Below are 22,226 nucleotides of genomic sequence, written 5' to 3'. Positions count from 1 at the left end.
CGTCAATATTCTGGCACCCAACCCAAGCGAGGCCCGCCATGATCATCGACCTGCCTTCCCTGTCCCCCTGCGATGCGCTGGTCGCGGTGATGGTGGCGGTCTCGGCCTCCGACAACACCATCCGCACGTCCGAACTGGTGGCGATCCAGCGCATGGTCGATCACGCGCCGGTCTTTGCCGCCTATGACGACGACCGCATCCGCGCAATCAGCCAGACGGTGATGACCCTGTTCGAGGAGGAGGACGGCGTGGACGCGCTGTTCGGCCTGATCCGCGACGCTCTGCCCGAGAAGCTGTATGAGACTGCCTATGCGCTGGCCTGCGACGTGGGCGCCGCCGACGGGCGGCTCTACGAGGGCGAGGTGATGATGCTGGCTGAGATCCGCGACCAGCTAAACATCAGCCGCCTGCATGCCGCCGCGATCGAGCTGTCGGCCCGCGTCCGCCACATCACTGTCTAGCCGTCCAGCCGCCCCGCGAATGCCCGCACCAGATCGCCCTGCAGCGCCTTGGCCTGCCGGGTCCAGGGCGCGACGCCCGGGGGCATCTCCTGCCCGATGGCCGCCTGCCGCCGGTCGGGGTCCGCGCAGAAGATCGCGAAGACGCCCTGCCCCCCGGACGGGCCGGTGACATAGCCCGCAAGGTTCGACACGAAGTTCAGCGTGCCGGTCTTGGCCGCGACGGTGAAGCGGTCCGAGGGGTGCGGTTCGACCGTGTCGGGGCGCATCAGGGGCGCCAGCAGAAGGTCGCGTCCCGGCCCGGCCAGGATGCGGGTCATGGCGAAGGGGCTGATCCGGCTGCCCTGCGACAGGCCCGAGTGATCGGCCAGCCGCATCCCCTGCCCCAGATCCGCCAGCCAGAGCCGCATCGCCGCTGCCGAGGCGGCGGGGTCCGCCGCCCCGCTGGCCTGCAGGCCAAGCGCCTCGGCCGTCAGGTTGGTCGAATAGCGCAGCATGTCGCGGACCAGCGCCACCACCGGGGGGCTGTCATGCCGCGCCAGCATCTCGCCCTGCGGCAGCCGGTCGATCACCTGGGCCGCAGGCAGTGCCAAGCCCCGCGCCCGGCAGAGGGTCTGGAAGACGTCCGCGGCATAAAGCTCCGGCAGGCGCACCGGCATCCAGCGGCTGCCCGGCGCGGCCAGGGCGGCCCGCGCGATGGTCCAATGCTCCTGCGCGGTGTCCTGGCGATAGGTGAACAGCCCGGGATGGTCGCCGGGCCGGGCGGTAATCGTCCAGGCCTGGGGGGAATGCAGTGCGGCGCGGGCCTCGGCCCGGATGCGCGGCTCGGCGGTGCTGCGGGTCCAACCCAGATGCACCCGGTTGAAGTTCAGCATCAGCCCCGAGATGGCGGGGTTGTAGGCCAGGTGGTCGTCCTGCTCGGGGGCGATCTCGGGCAGCTGCGGCAGGCCGCCGCCCCAGACCCCGAAACGGGCGGGCGCGGGCTGGCCGGTCGCCACCAACCGATCGGCCAGCACCGCCAGATCGTCGGTGGTCAGGACGGGGTCGCCGCCCCCCGCCAGGATCAGCATGTCACCCGCCAGGATCACCTGGGTCGCGAAGCGGCGATCCGGGCCAAGCCGGTCCAGCGTGTAAAGCGCGGTGATCGCCTTCATCGTGCTTGCCGGCGCCAGGGGGATGGCGGCCTTGGCCAGCGCCAGGGGCTCGGTGCCGTCGGTCAGGGCATAGGCCACGCGCCCGGGCAACGCGGTGCGCCGGACCAGATCGCGGGGATCGGGGGCGGGCTTGCGCGGCGGGCGCAGATCCAGCCCCTGAGCTGCCAGCAACGACGGCGCCAGCGTCGCACCCAGGGCTGCAAGGAAGGTCCGCCGGTCCAGGCTCATGCCCCCGCCTCGCGCAGGCCGGTCGAGGACAGGGGCGACATCGGCAGGTTCAGAAGCACCCAGGCCGGGGCAGCTCGCAGGGGCAGCTCGGCGGCCCGCGTCTCGGGCAGGCGGGCGGGGCGCAGGACGGTGGCGGCGACCGACTGGCGCGCCGACAGCCGCGTCCCGGGGCGGGCCAGCACTGCGATGGGCACCTGCCCCGCGATCTGGCGCCAGCGGTCCCAGTGGTGGAACTGCGCCATGTTGTCCGACCCCATCAGCCAGACGAAGCGCACGCCGGGATACAGGCGGTCCAGCGCCGCCAGCGTGTCGGCGGTCATGCGCAGGCCCAGCCTGGACTCCAGGTCGGTGACGACGATGCGAGGGTCGTGGATCAGGGCGCGGGCCACCTGCAGCCGCCGGTCCAGCGGCGCGGGACCGCGCGCCTTCAGCGGATTGCCCGGCGACACCAGCCACCAGACCCGGTCCAGCCGCAGCCGCCGCAGCGCCGCCTTGCTGATCTGGACATGTCCTTGGTGGGCGGGATCGAAGGACCCCCCCAGAAGACCGATGCGCTGGCCAGGCCGCGCGAGGGGAAAGCCCGTCCGCATGATGTCGGCTTAGCCGATCGCGCGGCCCGTGCCAACGGGCGGAACGCGGCCGCCCGCAGAACCGGGGCCCGGCATGGCGCCGGGCCCCGGGGCAGGCTTACTTCACCGTGATGCGGCCGTCGGTATAGGGGGTGTATCCCCCGTCTTGCGCGCCCAGATAGTCGGCCAGGACCTCGGCCAGATCGGGGCCGAAATCATAGGCATCCTGCCCGTTGCTGGCGAAAACGTCATAGCCGTCGCCGCCGCCGCGCATGTAGTTGTTGGTGGCCACGCCATAGGTCGCGGCCTCGTCGATGGGCACCCATTCGCCCTCGACCTCGACCATCACCTCGCTGATGCGCGATCCGACCTCGGCGGAGGGATCGACGGTGTATTGCAGCCCCGCGACCTGGGCAAAGCGGCCCGCCTGCTCCTCGTACTGGCTGGCGCCGTTCTCAAGCGCCGCGATGATGTCGGCCCCGGTCAGCTGGAAGGTCGCCAGCGTGTTCTGGAACGGCAGGACGGTATAGACCTCGCCCATCGTCACGTCGCCCGCGTCGATCGAGGCGCGCAGGCCCCCGCCGTTCTGGATGGCGATGGTGATGCCCTGTTCGGCCACGCGGTCCAGCATGGCATCGGCCACCAGGTTGCCCATCTCGCATTCCTGCGCCCGGCAGACCTCGCGCGCGCCCTCGATGGGCGCCGTCGTGCTGGCCACGACCTCCTCGCGCAGGGCGGCGATGGGCTCGGCCATCTCGGCCACCCGCGCCGCGATCGCCTCATCCTCGGGGACCGAGGCGTCCAGAAGCACCGGCTGCCCCTCGGCACTGACCAGCACGCCCGCATCGTCGAAGGTCAGCGTCAGGTGACCCAGATACTTGCCATAGGCATAGGCCTGCGCCACCGGCACCTCGGTGCCGTCAGGCCCGGCCACCATGGTCGGATAGGCGTCGACCGCGCCCTCCATGTCGCCCAGCAGCGTGTGGGAATGCCCGCCGATGATCGCATCGATGCCCGGCACCTCGGCCGCCAGTTCCAGATCGCGGACATAGCCCACATGGGTCAGTGCGATGACCTTGTCGACGCCCTGATCGGCCAGCTCGGCTGCGGCGGCGGCCAGGCTGTCGGCGTCGTCCTGGAAGATCACGTTGGGGCCGGGCGACGAGGTCTCGGGGGTGTCCATCGCCAAGGCCGCGACGATGCCGATCCGCGTGTCCCCGACCTCGATCACCGTGTGCTTGGCGACCTTGTCGGCCAGGATGTTGGACTGCGAGACATCGAGATTGCTGGACAGGAGCGGGAACTCGACCCCGTCGGTCAGCACGGCCAGTCCGTCGGGACCGTCGTCGAACTCGTGGTTGCCCACCGCCATCGCGTCATAGCCGATGGCGGACATGAACTCGACCACCTCCGCGCCCTTGTAGGTCGTGTAGAACAGCGTCCCCTGATACTGGTCGCCCGCATCCAGCACGATCACGTTGCCGCCCTCGGCGGTGATCTGGTCGCGCAGCTCGTTGATCTTTGTGGCGATCCGGGCGATGCCGCCGAAGCAGGCGCCGGCGGCGATGTCCTCCTCGCCGCAGGTGCTGTCCGAGGCGTTGATCGGCTCGATCCGGCTGTGCACGTCATTGGTGTGAAGGATGTGCAGAACGGTCTCCGCCTGCGCGGTGCCTGCGCACAGCGCGAGGACCGAGGCGGCGGCAAGAAGGCGTCGTGTCATGCGTGATTCCCTGAGATGGCCCTGTCGGCAGATGACCCAGCTTGGCGCAGCCGCGCCACCGGGTCAAACCGTCATGGCCCTGTCCTAGGGCGCGTGCATGACATCGCGATGACGCCTTGACCCGATGCCCGAAGGCACGGCAAATGCCCCTATGCAGATCTACAAGGTTCTCCGCGCGCCTGAATGGGCCCAGATGCAACGCGACGGGCAGACCGCCGGGGCGCCGGTCGATCTGGCCGACGGCTATGTCCATCTCTCGACCGCCGAACAGCTGCCCGTGACGCTCGAGAAGCACTTCGCGAATGTCGACGGGCTGGTCCTTCTGGCCTGCACCGCCGAGGAGATGGGCGCAGAGTTGCGGTGGGAGCCGTCGCGCGGCGGGGCCATATTCCCGCATCTCTACCGGCCGCTGGCGATGGCGGATGTCCTGTGGTCGCGGACCCTGCCGCTGCAGGATGGCCGCCACCGGACCGGGGACCTGACATGAGCCTGCTGGAAAGCCTCGGCCTCAAGGCGCTGCACCGCCTCGACCCCGAACGCGCCCATGACCTGTCGATCCGCGCGCTGGAACGTGGGCTGGCGCCGCTGCACGGGGCGCCGGTCACCTCGGATCGGCTGCGGCTGTCGCTGGCGGGGATGGACCTGCCCAACCCGATCGGGCTGGCGGCGGGCTATGACAAGAACGGCCGCGTCATCGCGCCGCTGATGCGCGCGGGCTTCGGGTTCCTGGAAGTCGGCGCCGCCACGCCGCGCCCCCAGCCCGGCAACCCCAAGCCACGCCTCTTCCGGCTGACCCAGGACCAGGCGATCATCAACCGCTTCGGCTTCAACAACGAGGGCGCCGAGGCGGTGGGCCGCCGTCTGGCCGCCCGGCCCGAGGGCATTCCGGTCGGGCTGAACCTCGGCGCCAACAAGGACAGCGCGGACCGGGCCGAGGATTTCGCCCAGGTCCTGATCCGCGCGGGCGCCTCGGCCGATTTCGTGACCGTCAACGTCTCCTCGCCCAATACCGAGAAGCTGCGCGACCTGCAGGGCGCCGACGCGCTGGCAGCCCTTCTGGACCGGGTGCTGGCGGCGCGCGACAGCCTGCCCGTCCGCGTGCCGGTCTTCGTCAAGATCGCCCCCGACCTGACCGATCCCGAGATCGCCCAGATCGCCGCCGTCGCCCGCAACGCGCGCCTGGACGGCATCATCGCCACCAACACGACCCTGTCGCGCGACGGCATCACCGGCCCGCATGCGGCCGAGGCCGGCGGCCTCTCCGGTCGCCCGCTCTTCAGGCGGTCGACCCGCGTCCTGGCGCTGCTGCACCGCGAGACGCAGGGCAGCATCCCGCTGATCGGCGTGGGCGGCATCTCGGACCCGCAGGATGTCTGGGACAAGCTTGCTGCCGGGGCAAGCGCGGTACAGATCTATTCGGCGATGATCTATCAGGGCCTGTCGGTGGCCCCCCGGCTGGCACAGGCGCTGGACGAGCGGCTGGCGCGGGACCGCATCAGCCTGCCCGAACTGACCGGCAGCGATGCCGCGCGCTGGATCTAGGTGTAATCCTCGATCCCCAGCAGCTGGTTCATGCTGTAGGACGGCTCTAGGCAGCCCGCATCCCCGATCACGCGCGCGGGCACGCCCGCCACGGTCTTGCAGGCCGGCACGTCGTGCAGCACGACCGATCCCGCCGCGATCCGCGAATGATGGCCGACATGGATGTTGCCCAGCACCTTCGCGCCCGCGCCGATCAGCACCCCGTCGCCGATTTTGGGATGGCGGTCGCCATCCTCCTTGCCCGTGCCGCCAAGCGTCACCGAATGCAGCATCGACACGTCGTTGCCGACGGTCGCCGTCTCGCCGATGACGATGGAATGGGCATGGTCGATCATCACCCCGGTGCCGATCTTCGCCGCCGGGTGGATGTCCACGCCGAAGCATTCCGAGCAGCGCATCTGCACGAAATAGGCCATGTCGCGGCGCCCCTGCTGCCACAGCCAATGCGCCATCCGGTACGCCTGCAGCGCCTGGAAGCCCTTGAAGAACAGCACCGGCTGCAACAGGCGGTGCGTCGCCGGATCGCGGTCATAGACCGCCATCAGATCGGCCCGCGCCGCATCGCCCATCTGCGCGGTGGTGGCATAGGCCTGGTCGGCGATCTCGCGCAGGATCTGCTCGCTCATCTCGCCCGAGGCCAGCTTCAGCGAGAAGCGATAGGCCAGCGCCGCCTCCAGGCTCTGATGGTGCAGCAGGCCCGCATGGATCAGCGCGCCCAGCAGCGGCTCGCCCGCGACGGCGGCAGAGGCCTCGTCGCGCAACTGCGACCAGATCGCGTCGCGATCCAACGCCAGCGGGGTCTTGTCGACATGTTGCATGTTCATCCTGAAGCCCACCCGATCCTTTGGTTCCCCTACATAAACCACATGACGATGCGGTTAAAGACGGGCGGGCCCAAAACGATCCGCGGCCCTAGGTCGGCAGCCGCATCTCCAGCCAGTGCACCGCCAGGCGGATGCGCCCGCCGGTCATCGTCCCGCCTTCGGCGGTCACGATCAGCGGCTCGGTCTGGTAATAGGCCATGGGGCTGCCCAGCAGGCCTCGTGCCCAGGACCCCTCCTGCTTGCCCAGGCCCTGACCGAAGCGGTTCAGCGCCCCCGTGGTGCCAAGCCGCCAGCCGGTCAGCGTGCCGGTCAGGCCGCTGGCCACCCGGCCCACCGCACCGATCACCAGCGCGCCCGCCGGGATGAAAACATCCGTCGCCACGCTGGTCCCGCCGCCCAGGGTCGCCTCGCCCTCGGCCATGCCCGCCATCAGCCCCGATCCGCCCGCGCCCAGGCTCAGCGCACCCACGGCCCAGTCCGTGCCGTCATGGATCGCCTGCAGCCCGTGATCGGCCACGAAAGCCCGCATGCCCGGCGCGGGCGGCAGGAAGACCCATCCGCCATTCGACCCCACCGCGATCCGGCCCCCCTGCCCGGACCACGCGCCCTGGCCCGAAATCGGCACGCCCCAGCACTGGCCGTCCAGCACCGCCTCGGGCGGGACCGCCACCGAGACGCTCTGCAGCACCAGGTTCACCATGCCGTCCAGCCGCATCAGGGCCTCGTTGACGGTGACATGCTTCTGGGCCTGGGCGGGGGCCAGCAGCGGCATCTGCAGGCGCATCGTTTCACCGGACATCGAAATCTCTCCTTGCAAAGGGGCCGCGCCCGAAGGTCTGCGACAGTTGGGCCACGGCGACCGTGACCGGACCGGGGGGCAGCGACGCCCAGAGGGCTTCTGGCACGCTCCAGTCGGGGTCCGAGGTCTGGACCTCGGCCAGCACCACGCCCTCACGCATCAGCCGCAGCAGATAGCGTTCGCTCTCCTCGCCCAGGGGGATGTCGGGACCGTCCCAGCCATCCCCCTCGATCCGGCTGCGCCGCACCCAGGTGACCCGGCGCCCCTCCATCCGCAGATGGCAGGGCGCATAAGGCCGCAGCCCGATCCCCTAGGCCTCGGTCGTCAGGTCGCGATAGCTGGCATCGTCGGGCGCCCGCAGCGCGGGACCGACGCGCCAGAACCGTTCCCGCCCCCGCGCCGAGGGCGGCAGGTCCAGCTGCTTCGGTGCCCCGTCCAGCAGCACGACCAGGCTGCCCGCGGGCCAGACCTGCGGCATTACCCCGTCCGTGCCCGCCTGCCCGCGCAGGCGGTGGCTGATCTCCCAGAGATTGGGGGCCACCAGATCGGCGCGGGCGAACTGCATCACCTCCCACCCGTCCACGCTGCCATCGCCGATGGCCAGGGCATTGGCCCCGGACAGCAGCGCGCGTTCCGTCACCGACCGCAGCGGATCGCCGATCAGCCGCAGCCGCAGGGGCGCGCCCCGGTCGATCACCCCCGGCCGCGCAGGGGCCAGCGGCGTCAGCGTCCGCCCGATCAGCGCCCGTCGCTGCAGGATCAGGTTCAGCTCGAACCCGCCCTCGGCCTCGGCCGAACCATAGGCCGCAACCGACCCCGGCCAGGGATGGGCCGCTACCGCCAGCCAGGGGGCGTGCGGCACCTCGTCGCCGCGCAGCAGCGGCAGGTCCAGCATCACCGGGAAGACCGGCATCGGCGGCGCATAGCGGCGCAGGCCGCCCTGCTCCTGAAAGCTCAGGCGCGGGGTATAAAGGCCGGGATCGACCCGCACCGCGTCGATGGTGATGGCGCCCGCCCGCTCGACCCGGTCGATGCGCCAGCGGCGGCTGTCCTGCCCGGGCATCCGGCTGGTGATCACATCCCCCGGCCCCAGATCAGCGCGCGAGGGCGGCAGGGCGAAGCGCGCCGTGTCCCGCGCCAGCTCGGCCTCGGCGATCCAGCGATCGGCGATCGCGCGGCCCTCGGCGCGCGTCAGCACCATCGCGAACTCGCTCTCGGACACCGCACGGCGGTCGGCATCGGCCAGGCTCGCCTCGGCGGTGGCCACCCCGTAATCGCCGCCCGCCGCGACGTGGCTCAGCCGCAGCTGGCCCGGCTGCGCCGCCTCGATCTGGCGGACCGTCTCGAAGCCGGTGACCTCGTCGGCCAGCGCCAGATCCTCGGGCCCGATCTCGGCCCGGGCCAACCCGTCGCGCATGACAAAGCGCAACGTGCCGTCCCGCTCGACCGCGTCGAAGCCATGGGCCAGCATCAGGGGCTGCAGCGCCGCCCGCGCCGATTCGGACCCCTGCAGCGCATAGCCGCGCACCACGCCGGACAGGCCCGAGACATCGACACCCTCAAGCCCCGCCGCGCGGCAGATGTCGGCCACCACCGCGCGCAGCGTCACCGCGCCCGCGCGCCCGTTCAGCCAATGGCCGCGATCCCAGGCCGGGCCGTCCGACCACAGATCCTCGCGCCCCGGAAAGCCCGGATATGGCCGCGCGTCCCAGCACCAGACATGCGCCCGGTCCAGATCCAGCATCCGCAGGCCCGTCGCATTGACCGGATTGTTGTCCGGATCGCGCCAATGCGCCGTCACCGCCGCGACATAGGCCGCCTGCAGCCCGTCGTTCCGGGTGCCGTTCGAGTAATAGGGCAGCATGCTTTCCGACGACATCGCGTCCAGGAACTTGTTGGGCTGGTTGGTCGCCTTGTCCAGCGCCGCGCAGCCGAACTCGGTGAACCAGATGGGCTTGGACCCGGGCACCCAGGCCGTCGCCTGCGCCTGCCGCACCCCGCCGGGGCGGTCGTAATGCAGGTTCTGCCACCAGCCGGCCAGATCCTTGTAGCGCCAGACCCAGGCCTCGTCATAGGTGCCGTCGGTGATGGGCGTGCGGACCTGCGCGTCGCGGTCGGCCTCGCTGGCATAGTACCAGTCGTACCCCTCGCCCCCCGCCACATTGGCGCGCAGATAGTCGATATTGTCGATCCGGCCCCAGGATGCGTCCAGATGGTCATCGCCGTCGCGCCAATCCGACAGCGGCATGTAGTTGTCGATGCCGATGAAGTCGATGTTGGGGTCCGCCCAGAGCGGATCGAGGTGGAAGAACAGCTCGCCCGCGCCCGGGTGATGCCCGAAATACTCCGACCAGTCGGCGGCATAGCCGATCCTGACGCCCGGCCCCAGGATCGCGCGCACGTCGGCGGCCAGCTGGCGCAGCGCCGCCACCGCCGGATAGCTGTTCTGCGGCCCCCGGATCCGGGTCATCGCGACCATCTCGGACCCGATCAGGAAGGCGTCGCACCCCCCCGCCGCCGCGCAGACATGGGCATAGTGCAGGATGAACCGGCGATAGGACCACGTATCCGGCCCCGAATAGCTGACCCGGTCGCCGCTGCGCGTGAAATGGCCGGGCTGGGCGGTTCCGAAGAACGCCGCGACCTGCGCCGCCGCCGCCGCGGTCCCGTCCGTCGTCCCCGGCCGCCCCGGCGCCACGCTGGAGGTGATGCGCCCACGCCACGGCAAGGCCGGTTGCTCCTCGGCCCCATAGGGATCGGGCAGCCCGTTGCCCGCCATCTGCTCCATCAGGATGAAGGGATAGAAGATCGCCCGCCGCCCCGATGCGCCGAGCGCCCGCAGCCCCTCGATCACCGAGCGGTCCGAGGGCGTGCCGCCATAGATCGGACGCCCGTCCTGCCGCGCGACCTCGGCCGCCTCGGCCCGGGTGATGCCGCCCGCACGCCACGGCATCTCGGCGCCGTCGACCTCGCGGAACTCGACCTTGGGGCGGACCTCGCACTGGCCGATCCGAAGGTCGCTGCCGAACCAGGACACGACCATCGCGACCGACCCGACCCCGGGCAGCTCGCGCCCCAGCACGTCCAGCGAGGCCGAGAAGTCCGTGCCCCCCATCGGCGTGTTGGTGTTGAAGCTGCGGCTTTCGCCCAGATCGCCGCCCTCGGTCACCGGGGTCGTGGCCAGCGCATATTCGCCCGTGCCGGGGATCAGCGCCACGGCCCGCACGTCGCGCACCAGCCCGCTTCCGTCGCGCGCCGGGCAGGTGACCTCGAAGCTCAGCTGCGGCAGGCGGTTGCCCCATCGCTCCAGCGCCAGGTTCTCCAGCACCACATAGGCGATGCCGCGATAGCTGGGCGCCATGTCCCCCTCCAGCGCGGCGATGACCGGGTCGGGCATCTGCGCCTCGCCGCCCAGATAGATGCGCAGGTTCAGATCCCGCTGCGCGATCTCCTCGCCATCCGCCCAGATCCTGCCGACCGACAGGACCGGCCCCTCGGCCAGGGCCAAAGCCAGCGACAGCCGATAGCTGATCTGGGTGACCTGCGTGCGCGGCGCGCCCTTGCCGCCGCCCGCATCCTCGCTGCGCGCGATCTCCTCCAGGGGCGAGGCCCAGATCACGTGTCCCGGCACCCGCATCTGTCCCCAGATGCGCGGCACGGCCATGCCCTCGCCGGCGGTCTGGATGCGCAGCCGGTCGATGCGCCCGGTCTCGACCGCCCGGGCGCCGCCGCCCAGCAGGCGCTGGTCGATGGCCCGCCCGACCAAGGCACCCGCCGCACGTCCCAGCACGGCGCCCGACAGGCCCAGGACGGCGCCGCCGAACCCCGCCCCAAGCGAGGCCCCCACGGCAGACAGGACGATCGTGGCCATCAGGGCCTCCTTTGTTCGAAATGCTCAGGGAAACCGAAACCGTGCCACGATCCGGGATCGCCAGGGCGGGGTCAGCGGACTGTCGATGACCCCGTGAGAGGTATAGGCATGGATGAACCGTGCCGCGTCCCCGTCCTGCGACAGGATGCCCAGATGCTTGGCGATGGCCCCGGGACGCATGCGGAACAGCAGCACCTGGCCCGGCGCCCATGCGGCATCGGCGGGAACGGGCGCCAGGTGGCGCATCGCGGCGCCCAGCAGCACCTCGGTCCCGCCGCATTCCGCCCAGTCCGCGGTATAGGCGGGGGGCGTCTCGGGCTCGGCCCCGCGGATCTCGCGCCAGATGCCGCGAATGAGGCCCAGGCAATCGGCACCGCTGCCCTTCGCGCTGGCCTGATGCACATAGGGCGTGCCCAGCCAGCCCCGCGCCGCCACGACGACCGGGTCATCCATGGCGGTTCACCTGCGGGGCCAGCAGCCAGTCCTCGGGCGGCAGATGCGGAAAGCCGCGGAAATTGGCGAAATTCCCGAACTTCAAGCGGCAGCTGGTTGCCGCCTTGTCGCATCCCGCCGTCAGCCGCAGCTGATCGCCGGGCGCGGGCAGCAGACCAAGCGCCGACCACAGCTCGATCACCCGCCCGCCGCCGGGCAGGGCGCTGTCGTTCTTGATCGCGCCCTGCAACCCCTCGGCGGCGCCCGTCCGCACCTCCAGCCGGCCATGCTCGAACCAGTTGGCATCGAAGGCGGGGAATGCCGCGAACCGGAAGACGCGCCCCTCTTCCAGCCCCTCGACCGCCCGGTCCACCGACAGGCCGGATGCCCCCAGATCGACCCGGCAGGCCCCGTCGCCCAAGCGCGCCGAACAGCGCGGGTGATAGACCCGGCCTTGCGGCGCATTCAGCAGGTCCGACAGCCCGCGCAGCTCGGCCCGGAAGGCGCCGTTGCTGCGCGAGACCTCGCCCAGGGAGCCGCGAAAGACCAGCCGCCGCTGCGCGACATCGGTCCAGTCGACCTCCCACAGGCGCAGCTCGGCCGCATCCCACCGGCCCGCCATCAGATCGCGCTCGGTGATCGCGTCGTCGCTGAGGGCGCCGGTGGCCTCGGAATTGTCGACCGACAGCCCGGTGCCCTGCACCAGCGCCCGGGCCGTCAGCCCCCGGTCGGGGCGGAACGCGATGCCGTCGAAGGCCAGCGGACCGTCATGATCGGTAAAGCCCAGCACCAGCCCGTCACCGCGCCGCAGCGACCAAGCGCGGGCCATCGTCGTGACGCTCATGCCCGCACCTCCACCACCGGGATGCTGGGCACCTGCCCCGCCTGGAACGACCCCACCGACACCGCGATCCGGTCCGTGTCGAAGCGCACCGGCACGTCGAACTCGAAGCCCGCGGTGATCTCGGCCCCGACGCCCGGGGGCTCGTGGAACAGGATCAGCCCGGCGCCATGATCGACGGCGTAGTTCAACTCGACAAAGACCTCGCTGCCGCCGATCCCCGCCCGGACCGAGCCCGCGACCGGCTTGGTGATGGGGCGGTGATAGACCGTGGCCCCCGACCGATAGGCCTTGCTCAGGGCAAAGCTGCGCCGCTGCCCGTCGCCCACCGCGATCACCTGGTCGGTGAACTCGGGCGCGGCCGAGGGCAGGCAGCTCTTGTGATCCGACCAGTCCTTCCAGCGAAAGGCGTGCAGCTGCCCGGCGCGCGCCTCGAAGAAGGCGATGACGGCCGACAGATCGTCTAGCGACCGCAGACCCATCCCCGCATCGAAGCGGCGCAGGGCATGGCTCCAGGGCGTGTTGCGCTCCTCGAAGCCGCTGGCCAGGGTGACGATCTCGGTCCGCCGCTCGGGGCCGCCGATGGCGCCAAAGGACAGGTTGGCGGGAAATCTGACATCGTGAAAGGCCATCTGCTGCCCCCTTTCAGCTGTTGCGCTCGCCGCGCGCCAGCACGCGCGACATCTGGGCGGCGATCTGCCCCTGGCTGCGCCGGAAGCCCGCCACGTCGGGGGTCTGGATGTTGAAGGTGACGTTCACCGACCCCCCCCCTCCGGCGGCGGCGACCCCCAGCCTGCCATCCGGGCCGCGCCGCAGCGGCAGGATCGCCTCGGGACCGGCCTCGCCCATCAGGCCCTGCCCGCCCCGCATCGGAAAGGCCGTGGGGGCCGAGACGATGCCCCCGATCTGGCGCCCTTGCGCAAAGGCACCGCCCTTGGCGAAGGGCGTCAGGCTAGTGCCCAGCAGGCTGCCCAGACCGCCCGCGAAGGTCCCGGCCAAGGCCCCCTCGACCGGCTTCATCGCGATGCCATAGACCGTGTCGGCCAGCGACCGGCCGATGGTTGTCAGCGCATCCGATAGGTTGCCGCCATCCAGCACCAACCCGTCGATCGCCCGCCCCAGCCCCCGTTCCAGACCCGAGCTCAGCGTGCCCACCTCGCGCGAGGTCAGCGTCATCGACTGGCGCAGCCGCCCCAATTCGGCCTGGAACTCGCGCGTCTCGCGGGCGGTGCCGCCCAGATCGTCGTCCAGCCGGTCCAGCATGGACCCGGCCCCCTCACCCATCGCCATCGTCCTGTCCCCTCGGTTCATCCGTTCGCGCGCCCGAAGGTCCGGACGCGTCAGGATATCGGGCCGCCAGCCCGGCCAGCCGGTCGCGCGTCATGCGGGGCAGGCCCGCCGGGCCCAGCCCCAGCATCAGCCCCAGTTCGGCGGGCGTCAGCGCCCAGAACTGGTCGGGATGCAGCCGCAGGTCGCGCAGCCCGGCGCGCATCAGCCCGGCCCAGTCCAGGCCCGCGCCCCCGGATCCGGCGCCCCCGCTCATTCCGGCGCCCGGAAGGCCAGCGCCAGCAGCCGCGCCGCGATCCGGGCGGCCTCCAGCGGCCCGCCCCCGATCTGCACGGCCGTCAGGTCCCGCGCCTGGCCGGTCCAGCCCGCGCCCCGCAGGCCCGCCACGACGACCGCCAGGATCTCACTACTGGAAAACCGCCCGTCGTCCATCCGGGCCACCAGCCCGGCCAGCCCGTCGGCCTGCAGCTGGCCCTCCAGCTCGGCCAGCGCGCCCAGGGTCAGCCGGGCGACATGGGGCTGGCCATCCAGCACCAGCGCGACCTCACCGCGCAGCGCATTGGCCATCACAAAGCCACGAAGCTCAGCGCCCCGGCCGAGGCCAGCGCCATCTCGTAGGTGGCCTCGCCGTCATGGCTGCCGGCATAGTCCAGACCGGTGATCTGGAACGGCCCCTCGACGCGCCCGAAATCGGGGATGATCACCTGAAAGCGCGGGATCTCGCCGTCGAAGAAGGCCTGCCGCGCCCGCCCGTCGCTGTCCGCGTCGCGGAACACGCCCGAGCCCGCGATCTGCGCGCTGCGGATGCCCGCCCCGCCCAGCAGCTCGCGCCAGCCGCCCTCGCTTTCCAGGCTGGTGACGTCCACCGTCTCGGCGTTGAAGGACAGGCGCGTCGCGCGCAGTCCCGCCAGGGTCTCGAACGTGCCGTCGCCGGACATGTCCATCTTGATCAGCAGATCGCGTCCGCTCTGTACCGCCATTGTCCTGTCCTCTCACGTCAGATCGATGCGCGCGCGAAAGGTCAGGTCGACCTGGCGCGCCGCACCGCTTTTCACCCGGCGTGCCGAGGCACGCAGGAACCACATCCCGGCCAGCCGGCCCCGCGACAGAACCAGCCCGCCCGCCTCCAGCGCGTTGGCCACGGCCACCGCCGCCGCCTTGACCGCGCCGAAGCCCGCACCGCTGTCGCTGCCTGCCATCACCGAGATCACGAAGTCATGCCGCGACCCGCGGGCCGTGGCGTCGCTGGCATCGCGCGCCTCCTCGGGTCCCAGGGACACGAAGACCCCGCTCGGCGCCTCGACCGGCATCGCGTCATAGATCGCGTCGCCGACCAGATCCGCCAGCGCGGCATCGGCGCGCAGGTGCTGATAGACGGCCGCCTGCAAGGCGACCCCCGCCCCATAGCTCATGTCAGGTCCTCCTCGCGCGAAAAGCAGTCCAGGAACCGCCCCGTTCCGTCGTGTTCCGCGACCGCCTCGATCAGGAACAGCCGGGGGCCAAGGCGGAACCGCTGGCCCGGGCGCGGCCGGCGCGGATCGCCCACCGGGGCGGCCCTCAGGGTGATGCGCCACTGCACGACGCTAATCAGGCCCGCCCCGGTGCCCTGCTCGCGCCCCGAGCGCGCATCCAGATGCGCCCAGAGCCAGCCCAGATGCCGCCAGACGGTGGCGTGCCCGCCCAGCCCGTCCGCGATGCGCTCGGATGTCTCCAGCCCCAGGCGCGTGGTCAGATCCGGCAGGGCCATCAGCGCCACTCCCGGTTGCCGCGCCCGGCCAGCGTGCGCACCGCCCGCCAACGCTCGATCAGCGAGCTGACCCCGAAGGGCATCGCATGATGGCGCTCGTCCCGGCTGCGGTCGTCGTAATAGCGCGCCGCCAGCAGCAGGACGGCCTGCGCCAGGTCGGGCGGCACCTCTGCCCAGGTCTCACCGAAGCCCGCAAGGAAGGTCACCGTCACCGATCCCCGGCGCGGCACATGGGGCAGGACCACGCCCGTGGGCAGGATGACCGGGCGTTGCAGGTCCGGGACCAGCCGCCAGCCCTCGGGCGGCAGCGAGGTCACGGTGCCCGACCCGTCGTCGATCTCGATCCGCTCGACCGCATGGACCGGCGCCAGCGGCAGGGCCTGTCCCAGCCGGTCGCGCCAGTCGTCCAGCTGCATCCGGAAGCGCCGCTTCAGCAGAACCTTGCCCGTGCGCCCCTCGATCGCGGCGATCGCCGCGCGCAGAAAGCCCGCCAGCGCCGCCGTCTCGGCGGCATCCTCGGGCCCCTCGAAGCCCTGGGCCAGCCGCAAATGCCCGCGCAGGGCGGCCACCGGCAGCGCCTCCGCCGCAGGCGCCGTTTCCTCTATCAGCATCATCTCGCGAACCTCCCGTGCCATCCGTCCGCATCACCACCGTAGGCAGGCCCCCGCCCAGGGGGCCCGCCAGCCTTCCAGCGCAATGGGAAAAGAAGGGGACGCGCCCGCACGCCGGCCATCAGCGCGCGCGGACAGTTGCTAGACCGGAACGACCGGCAGCAAACGCGCCCCCTTCCCCTCACCCGATCCCCGAAGGGATCAGGAGAACTTCAGCAGCTTGACCGCCCGGAAATCCGTGACGCCGCCGCCGACGCGCTTGGTGGCGTAGAACAGGACGTGGGGCTTGGCGCTGAACGGATCGCGCAGCACCCGCAGGTCGGGACGCTCGACGATGGTATAGGCGGCGCGGAAATCCCCGAAGGCGATCGCCAGCGCGTTGTTCTCGATGTCGGGCATGTCCTCGCTGATCATCACGCCATAGCCCAGCAGCTGCGACACCTGCCCCGCGCTCAGCGCGTCGGTCCACAGGAAGCGGCCGTCGGCATCCTTCATCTTGCGCACCCGCGCCGCGGTCTTCGAGTTCATCAGGAAGGTCGCATTGGCGCGGTATTCCGCCCCCAGCGCATAGACCAGGTCGATCAGGCAGTCCGCCGGGGCCGCGGCCGGGAACTCGCCCAGGCTGCCGCTGATGACGAAGCCGATCTGGCTGGCCGTCGCGGTCGCCGCGGGCGCGGTCGGATAGGCCAGAATGCCGCGCGGCTTGGCCACGCCGTCGCCCCGGATGAAGGCCTGCGCCTCGCTGCGCGCGAACTTGTCCGCGATCCGCTCGGCCAGCCAGCTCTCCACGTCGAAGGCGGCATCGTCCAGCAAACGCTGGCTGGCCTTGGGCATGGCCGACAGCTCGTGGACGGGAATGCTGATGCGCTCGATCCCGGCATTGGCGCTTTCGGTCGCGGCCGCCTCGGTGGCCCAGCCGGCGCCCGTGTCGCCCTTCTCGACCAGCGCCTCATAGACGGCGCTCTCGACGGTGACCACATTGGCCAGTCGGCGCAGCGAGGCACCCGAATGCAGCACGCTCTGCACCGTCTCGGCCACGCGGGGCGCCGCCAGGAAGCCGCCGTCGCTGGCGACCGTCAGGGCCTTCTCCTCCAGGACAAGGCCGCGCAGGCCGTCATCGTCGCCGCTGCGCAGATAGGCGTCGAAGGCCTTCTGATGCGGCACGCCCACCTCGGCGGTGGCGGACAGCGGGGCGCGGCCCCGAAGGGCGGTCTTGCGGTCGATCATGGTCATGCGCTCTTCCTGTGCATTGAGCTTGGTCTGGATATGGTCACGAAAGCCCTTGAGTTCGTTCACGAACCCCATCATGGCCGCCTTCAGGTCGGCAGGCATGTCGCCGCCGGCCGCGGCCTTCACCTCGGTCATGGTCGTCTCCTCATCGCGATGAACGGGGCCGCGCCCCTGTTGCCGGACCGCGCCGGCCCGCCTGGGGCCTGGCCGGTCCGAACCTCCGGATGGACCGCGCGGGGCATTGCCCGCCCGGCCCGAAACCCTCATGCGCCCCGCAGGGCCTCGGCCGCTTGGGCGAACAGCGCGGCCATCTCGCGCAGGTCCTCGGCCTCCTTGCGGCCGACCTTGGCCTCGGGCAGCATCGGGAAGGTCACCAGCGACACCTCCCACAGCTCGACCTCGGCCAGGGCGCGGCGGCCCTTGGCATCCCGCTCGGCGCGGATCGTGCGATAGCCGATGGACAGCCCGTCGATGGCCCCCGCCTCGATCAATGCCGCCGCCTCGCGGGCCTGCGCCACCTCGGGCAAAAGGCGCCCCTTGACCCACAGGCCCGTCGCGTCCTCGCGGACCTCGTCCCAGACGCCGATGGGGCGGGTGGGATCGTGCTGCCACAGCATCCGCACCTTGTCCCCCTTGGCCCCCAGCCGCGCCAGCGAGGCCGAGAACGCCCCCGGCAGGACCGCGTCGCCCCCCTGGTCGGTCAGCCCGAACAGGCTGGCATAGCCCTCGATCACCCGCCCCTCGGTCAGGACGGGCGCCCCGCCCGCGAATTTCACCTCAAGCCCCGGTACCATTCGTCAGCCCCCCTTCGGCGCATAGTCCAGAATTCCCTGAACGGCCTGTGTCAGGATCACCGCCACGACGCCGTGGACGGTCATCCACAACCGCCGCTCCAGCCCCTCGATCATCGCCTCGATCCGCTCCAGCCGACGCTCGACCTGACCGAATTGCAGCGCCGTGATCCGCTCCTGCGCCTCCAGGCGCTGGTCGTGCCACAGCCCCTCCTTGACGAAACGCGACCCCTCCATGCCTCACGCCCCCTCCAGGGGCGGCAGGCCCAGCAGGGCGCGCTTCTCGGCATCGCTCAGGAACCCCGCCGCGCTGATCCGCGCCCATTGCTGGTTGCGCTCCTCGGCCAGGGCGGGGATCTGGTCCGGATCAGGCCGCAGCTCGACCTCCGCCCCCAGATGCTCCGACAGCCACCACGCGACCGAGGCCGTGACCCGCGCCACCAGCGGCAGCACCGTCAGCCGATAGAAGGCCCGGTGCGCCTCGGCGTAATTGGCATAGGTCGCATCGCCGGGGATGCCCATCAGCATCGGCGGCACCCCGAAGGCCAGGGCGATCTCGCGTGCCGCCGACAGCTTGGTCTCGTGAAACTCCATGTCGGCGGGGCTGAACCCCATGGGGCGCCAGTCCAGCCCCCCCTCCAGCAGCATCGGACGCCCCGCATTGCGCGCGCCCTGGTGGTTCATCTCGATTTCGCCCACCAGCCGGTCGTACTGCTCGGGGCTCAGCACCCCCTGCCCGTCCACCCCCTTGTAGACGATCGCCCCAGAGGGCCTTGCTGCATTGTCCAGCAGCGCCTTGGACCAGGCACTGGCGCTGTTGTGCACATCCAGCGCCACGGCGGCCGCCTGCATGGGCGACAGCCCGTAATGGTCGTCCTGCGGATGGAAGGCCTTCACGTGGCAGACCGGATCGGGACTGCCGGTCATGTCGAAGCGGTGCTTGCGCCCCCCCACGGCATAGTCATAGGCCACGGGCCAGCCATCCGCCCCCGGCACCACGCTCATCCGGTCCGAGCGCAGGACATGCAGCTCCTCCGGCAGGCCAGAGGCCGCAGCCCCCACCGCCTCCAGATAGCCGTTGCCCGACAGCAGGATCTGCCCGAACAGCGCCTCGAACAGCTCGGCCCGGCCCTGCCCCGGATTGGGCCGGCGCAGCAGGTCCAGCACCGGATGCACCTCATAGCGGCTGGCCCGGTCCGCGCAGACCAGCGGCACGGCGGCCGCCGCCTCGGCGATCAGCTTCACGCAGCGAAAGCCCACCGGATTGCCCACGAAGCCGCCCCGCGTCAGGCTGCCCGTGTCGCGCGCCGACCAGACGGCCCCGCCGCGCCCCAGGCCGCTGGCAAAGGCCACCACGCGACCCACGGCACTGGCCTTCCTCTCGGGCACGGCCCCCTCCGGCACCACGGCCGCCTCCCGCGAAAACAATCGAAACACCATGCTCGCCTCCATCTCAGCGCCATGCGACAGCCCCGCCCCGGCGGGACGGCGCCTTCATCTTGGCCCAAATATCCTCAGGGGGGTCCGGGGGGCAGACTGCCCCCCGGCTGCTCACAGGCGCCGCATCTGCGGTCGCCGCCAGCCCGTCGCGGGCTCGATCATCAGCTCGTGGATCGCCCAGACCAGCGCATCCAGCCGGTCCGGACTGCCGCGCCCCTCGAAGCCGCGCACCGTCATCTGGCACATCTGGTCCTCCAGCGCGCCCAGGGCACCGCGCAGATGCTTCACGCGGCCCTGCTCGTACAGCGCCGCCACCGGCTCGGCCCGCAGGCCCTTGCCGCGCGACGCCCGCAGCGCCTTGAACGGCACCAAAGCGTCGATCTGGCGCACCACGCTCTCGACCAGATCGCCGCCCTGATTCACCTCGGCCACCAGCTTCTCGGCCCCGTGCCGGTCCATCGCCGCGATCGCGGCGCGGGCCCAATCCATCGGACTGCCGCGCACGCTGGCATCCTCCAGCACATAGGCCCGCCAGTCCGCGGGCTCGCCCTGCGTGACGACGCCCGCCACCACGATCCCGCATTCGTCGCTGGCCCGGCTGCCCGTCACCGAAGGGTCGACCGCCACCACGATCCGGTCCAGCTTGGGCACCGCCTCGACGCGCGATGCCTCCAGCATCGCCGTGGTCCACAGCGCACCCTCCACATCATCCAGCAGCACGCCGTCCAGCTCCTGCCGCCCCATCCGGGTGCCGCCATAGCGGCTCTGCACCTCGGCCAGAAAGCTCTCGGCCAGATAGGCGCGGTTGGCGTCGGTCGGCGCATGGGTCACCACCGTGCTGGCATTGCCCAGGATGCGCTTCAGCACCCCCACATTGCGCGGCGTCGTCGTCACCACCTGCTGGGGATGCGCGCCCAGACGCAGCGCGAACTGCAGCATGTCCCAGACATCCTCGGCCTTCTTCCACTTGGCCAGCTCGTCCACCCAGGCCGCGTCGAACTGGGGGCCGCGCAGCGCCTCGGGCTCATGCGCGGAATAGACCGTGGCGGTCGCGCGATTGGCCCAGACCAGCCGCTTGCGCCCCGCCTCCCAGACCGGACGCCGGTCGGGGGGCGAACAGGCCAGGATCCCGCTTTCGCCAAAGACCATCACCTCGCGCACCTGATCGAAGGTCTCACCCACCAGCGCCACGCGATGGCACCGCCCCGGCGCGTCGGGGGTCGGCCCCTCGACGATGCGGCGCACCCATTCGGACCCGGCGCGGGTCTTGCCCGCGCCGCGCCCCCCCATGATCACCCAGGACTTCCAGTCGCCCTCGGGCGGCAGCTGATGCGGCAGGGCCCAGAACTCGAACAGCCATGGCAGGCTGGTCAGCGCGTTCTCGGACAGACCGCCCAGAAATTCCTCAACCTCCCGAGGCTCGGCGCAGGCAAGCCAGGCGGCGCCCGATCTCGTCTCGTGCGGCGTCGAGGTCGAGGCAGCCTCCTCCGACCCCGCCGGCGACATCCTTGCGAAGTTTGTCAACCTTGATCCTTTCCGCCATCAGCAGCTGCACGGCCTCGCGGACCGTCTTCGCCGTGTCGATGGCCTTTTTCAGCTTGGCGGGGTCAAGTTCCGCCGTTTTCAGCGCCTCGAGCTCGGCCTGGTGGCCCCGCAGATCCCTGACGTAGTCCCAGAACAGCCAGCGCAGGACGTCGATCTCGTCCTCGCCCTCGGCAATCTCCGGCATCCGGACCGCCACCTTCGCAGGCGGCGCACCGGCCACGAAAGGTCCTTCGGTGTCCCCGATCCCGCCCATCTCCATGTCGTTCATGCAATCTGCCCCGCCTCGTGTCCTGTCCGCACGAGCCCAGAAACGAAAAAGCGACCAAGGGTTACCCCCGGCCGCTTGCCCACCTCTTCCAGCATGTAGAATTTCTACTTCAGAGCGTTCACGAAGTCAATACATAAACCCAGGGTTGCGCTCACCAGGGAAGTTCGGCAGTAAATTCAATCTCCTGACCCGTGCAACACCCCCGGCGCGCGCCGCGCAACACCGCCCCGACTCAGCCCCTCGCGGCCGCGCAGAAGGCCCCGATCCGCGCCGAATCCTTCACGCCCGCCGCCGATTCCACGCCCGAGCTGACATCGACCGCCGGGGCTCCGGTCAGCCGGACCGCCTCGGCCACGTTGTCCGGCGTCAGACCCCCGGCCAGCATCCACGGACGCAGCCAACGGCGCCCGACCAGCAGCCGCCAATCGAAGGCCAGCCCGTTGCCGCCCGGCAGATCGGCGCCCTTCGGTGGTTTGGCATCGACCAGCAGCATGTCCGCCACGACGCCATACTCCGTCAGCAGCACCAGATCGTCGGGCCCCGAGATCCCCACCGCCTTCATCACCGGCAGGCCGGTCAACGCCTTGACCTCGGCCACCCGCTCGGGCGTCTCATGGCCGTGCAACTGCACGATATCCAGCGCCACCGCATCCAAGACCTCGGTCAGCAACGCGTCCGAGGGGTCCACGAACAACCCCACCTTCGCCACGCCCACAGGCAGATCGGCGCTCAGCGTCGCCGCCTCGGCCCCGGTCACCGCGCGCGGCGATTTCGGAAAGAACACGAACCCCAGATAGCGCGCGCCGGCCTCGACGGCCGCCGCGACATGGGCAGGCTCGCGCAGTCCGCAGATCTTGACCTCGGCCACG

General features: G+C 71.0%; 25 protein-coding genes and 1 pseudogene. 3 read left to right on the top strand and 23 right to left on the bottom strand.

All coding sequences use genetic code 11. From position 1 onward, the window contains the following. The first annotated feature begins 38 nt into the window (after positions 1-38). Entirely contained in the window at positions 39-461 is a 423-nt protein-coding gene (locus E4191_RS06630; protein ID WP_135312708.1) for a tellurite resistance TerB family protein, read from the top strand. Here E4191_RS06630 and E4191_RS06625 read toward each other — a convergent pair. From E4191_RS06625 to E4191_RS06615, 3 genes are all read right to left on the bottom strand, one after another. Continuing rightward, positions 458-1,840, bottom strand: a complete 1,383-nt coding sequence (locus tag E4191_RS06625; RefSeq protein ID WP_135312707.1) for a D-alanyl-D-alanine carboxypeptidase — start codon at positions 1,838-1,840, stop codon at positions 458-460. The genes E4191_RS06630 and E4191_RS06625 overlap by 4 nt on opposite strands. After that, complete coding sequence (locus tag E4191_RS06620; protein WP_135312706.1) at positions 1,837-2,430, bottom strand: nicotinate-nucleotide adenylyltransferase; 594 nt, start codon at positions 2,428-2,430, stop codon at positions 1,837-1,839. Before E4191_RS06620 ends, E4191_RS06625 begins: the two co-directional genes overlap by 4 nt. A 97-nt stretch (positions 2,431-2,527) precedes the next feature. After that, on the bottom strand, positions 2,528-4,129 hold the full coding sequence (locus E4191_RS06615) for a bifunctional metallophosphatase/5'-nucleotidase (RefSeq protein ID WP_135312705.1): 1,602 nt from the start codon (positions 4,127-4,129) through the stop codon (positions 2,528-2,530). Positions 4,130-4,280: 151 nt separating this feature from the next. Here E4191_RS06615 and E4191_RS06610 point away from each other — a divergent pair, with 151 nt between their 5' ends. Next, on the top strand, positions 4,281-4,616 hold the full coding sequence (locus E4191_RS06610) for a DUF952 domain-containing protein (protein WP_135312704.1): 336 nt from the start codon (positions 4,281-4,283) through the stop codon (positions 4,614-4,616). Further along, on the top strand, positions 4,613-5,671 hold the full coding sequence (locus E4191_RS06605) for a quinone-dependent dihydroorotate dehydrogenase (RefSeq protein ID WP_135312703.1): 1,059 nt from the start codon (positions 4,613-4,615) through the stop codon (positions 5,669-5,671). Before E4191_RS06610 ends, E4191_RS06605 begins: the two co-directional genes overlap by 4 nt. On the opposite strand, the gene cysE is transcribed toward E4191_RS06605, so the two are convergent. The 20 genes and pseudogenes from cysE to E4191_RS06505 form a co-directional block, all read right to left on the bottom strand. After that, positions 5,668-6,495, bottom strand: a complete 828-nt coding sequence (gene cysE / locus E4191_RS06600) for a serine O-acetyltransferase (RefSeq protein ID WP_135312702.1) — start codon at positions 6,493-6,495, stop codon at positions 5,668-5,670. The two genes, E4191_RS06605 and cysE, sit on opposite strands and share 4 nt — an antisense overlap. Before the next feature lie 88 nt (positions 6,496-6,583). Further along, positions 6,584-7,294, bottom strand: coding sequence for a DUF2793 domain-containing protein (locus tag E4191_RS06595; protein ID WP_135312701.1), 711 nt, complete (start codon positions 7,292-7,294; stop codon positions 6,584-6,586). Further along, positions 7,284-11,165, bottom strand: a pseudogene (locus E4191_RS06590) (baseplate multidomain protein megatron). The gene E4191_RS06595 and the pseudogene E4191_RS06590 overlap by 11 nt, the downstream one beginning before the upstream one ends. A gap of 24 nt (positions 11,166-11,189) precedes the next feature. Continuing rightward, complete coding sequence (locus tag E4191_RS06585; RefSeq protein WP_135312700.1) at positions 11,190-11,618, bottom strand: NlpC/P60 family protein; 429 nt, start codon at positions 11,616-11,618, stop codon at positions 11,190-11,192. Next, positions 11,611-12,441, bottom strand: coding sequence for a DUF2163 domain-containing protein (locus E4191_RS06580; RefSeq protein WP_135312699.1), 831 nt, complete (start codon positions 12,439-12,441; stop codon positions 11,611-11,613). Before E4191_RS06580 ends, E4191_RS06585 begins: the two co-directional genes overlap by 8 nt. Next, a complete protein-coding gene (locus E4191_RS06575) occupies positions 12,438-13,070 on the bottom strand; it encodes a DUF2460 domain-containing protein (RefSeq protein ID WP_135312698.1) in 633 nt (210 codons plus the stop codon). The genes E4191_RS06580 and E4191_RS06575 overlap by 4 nt, the downstream gene beginning before the upstream one ends. 13 nt (positions 13,071-13,083) lie before the next feature. Beyond that, positions 13,084-13,728, bottom strand: coding sequence for a phage tail tape measure protein (locus E4191_RS06570; protein ID WP_407947051.1), 645 nt, complete (start codon positions 13,726-13,728; stop codon positions 13,084-13,086). Then, positions 13,715-13,981 (bottom strand): rcc01693 family protein, encoded by a 267-nt coding sequence (locus tag E4191_RS06565; protein WP_135312697.1) that lies wholly within the window; start codon positions 13,979-13,981, stop codon positions 13,715-13,717. The genes E4191_RS06570 and E4191_RS06565 overlap by 14 nt, the downstream gene beginning before the upstream one ends. Further along, positions 13,978-14,292, bottom strand: coding sequence for a gene transfer agent family protein (locus E4191_RS06560; protein ID WP_135312696.1), 315 nt, complete (start codon positions 14,290-14,292; stop codon positions 13,978-13,980). The genes E4191_RS06565 and E4191_RS06560 overlap by 4 nt, the downstream gene beginning before the upstream one ends. Next, entirely contained in the window at positions 14,292-14,705 is a 414-nt protein-coding gene (locus E4191_RS06555) for a phage major tail protein, TP901-1 family (protein ID WP_135312695.1), read from the bottom strand. The genes E4191_RS06560 and E4191_RS06555 overlap by 1 nt, the downstream gene beginning before the upstream one ends. A 12-nt stretch (positions 14,706-14,717) precedes the next feature. After that, positions 14,718-15,137, bottom strand: coding sequence for a DUF3168 domain-containing protein (locus E4191_RS06550; RefSeq protein ID WP_135312694.1), 420 nt, complete (start codon positions 15,135-15,137; stop codon positions 14,718-14,720). Then, positions 15,134-15,472, bottom strand: a complete 339-nt coding sequence (locus E4191_RS06545; protein ID WP_135312693.1) for a head-tail adaptor protein — start codon at positions 15,470-15,472, stop codon at positions 15,134-15,136. The genes E4191_RS06550 and E4191_RS06545 overlap by 4 nt, the downstream gene beginning before the upstream one ends. Further along, complete coding sequence (locus E4191_RS06540; protein ID WP_135312692.1) at positions 15,472-16,086, bottom strand: head-tail connector protein; 615 nt, start codon at positions 16,084-16,086, stop codon at positions 15,472-15,474. Before E4191_RS06540 ends, E4191_RS06545 begins: the two co-directional genes overlap by 1 nt. 198 nt (positions 16,087-16,284) lie before the next feature. After that, the gene (locus E4191_RS06535) at positions 16,285-17,448 is read right to left on the bottom strand and encodes a phage major capsid protein (protein WP_135312691.1); all 1,164 of its coding nucleotides are present in this window, start codon (positions 17,446-17,448) and stop codon (positions 16,285-16,287) included. Positions 17,449-17,576: 128 nt separating this feature from the next. Continuing rightward, positions 17,577-18,107: an HK97 family phage prohead protease gene (locus E4191_RS06530; RefSeq protein ID WP_135312690.1), complete on the bottom strand. Its 531-nt coding sequence runs from the start codon at positions 18,105-18,107 to the stop codon at positions 17,577-17,579. Between the two features lie 3 nt (positions 18,108-18,110). Continuing rightward, positions 18,111-18,341 carry a GTA head formation protein, RCAP_rcc01685 family gene (locus tag E4191_RS06525; protein ID WP_135312689.1) on the bottom strand — a complete coding sequence of 77 codons (231 nt, stop codon included), beginning with the start codon at positions 18,339-18,341 and terminating at the stop codon, positions 18,111-18,113. A gap of 3 nt (positions 18,342-18,344) precedes the next feature. Continuing rightward, positions 18,345-19,544 carry a phage portal protein gene (locus tag E4191_RS06520; RefSeq protein WP_135312688.1) on the bottom strand — a complete coding sequence of 400 codons (1,200 nt, stop codon included), beginning with the start codon at positions 19,542-19,544 and terminating at the stop codon, positions 18,345-18,347. Positions 19,545-19,655: 111 nt separating this feature from the next. Beyond that, positions 19,656-21,050: a DNA-packaging protein gene (locus E4191_RS06515; RefSeq protein ID WP_135314358.1), complete on the bottom strand. Its 1,395-nt coding sequence runs from the start codon at positions 21,048-21,050 to the stop codon at positions 19,656-19,658. Further along, positions 20,950-21,357 carry a permease gene (locus E4191_RS06510; protein ID WP_135312687.1) on the bottom strand — a complete coding sequence of 136 codons (408 nt, stop codon included), beginning with the start codon at positions 21,355-21,357 and terminating at the stop codon, positions 20,950-20,952. The genes E4191_RS06515 and E4191_RS06510 overlap by 101 nt, the downstream gene beginning before the upstream one ends. Positions 21,358-21,589: 232 nt before the next feature. Beyond that, the gene (locus E4191_RS06505; protein ID WP_135312686.1) at positions 21,590-22,225 is read right to left on the bottom strand and encodes a phosphoribosylanthranilate isomerase; all 636 of its coding nucleotides are present in this window, start codon (positions 22,223-22,225) and stop codon (positions 21,590-21,592) included. Position 22,226 lies beyond the last annotated feature (1 nt).

This window comes from Paracoccus liaowanqingii, assembly GCF_004683865.2.
GTDB lineage: Bacteria > Pseudomonadota > Alphaproteobacteria > Rhodobacterales > Rhodobacteraceae > Paracoccus > Paracoccus liaowanqingii.
The sequence above is the reverse complement of the archived record's forward strand: the minus strand, read 5'-3'. Positions and strand labels throughout refer to the sequence as shown.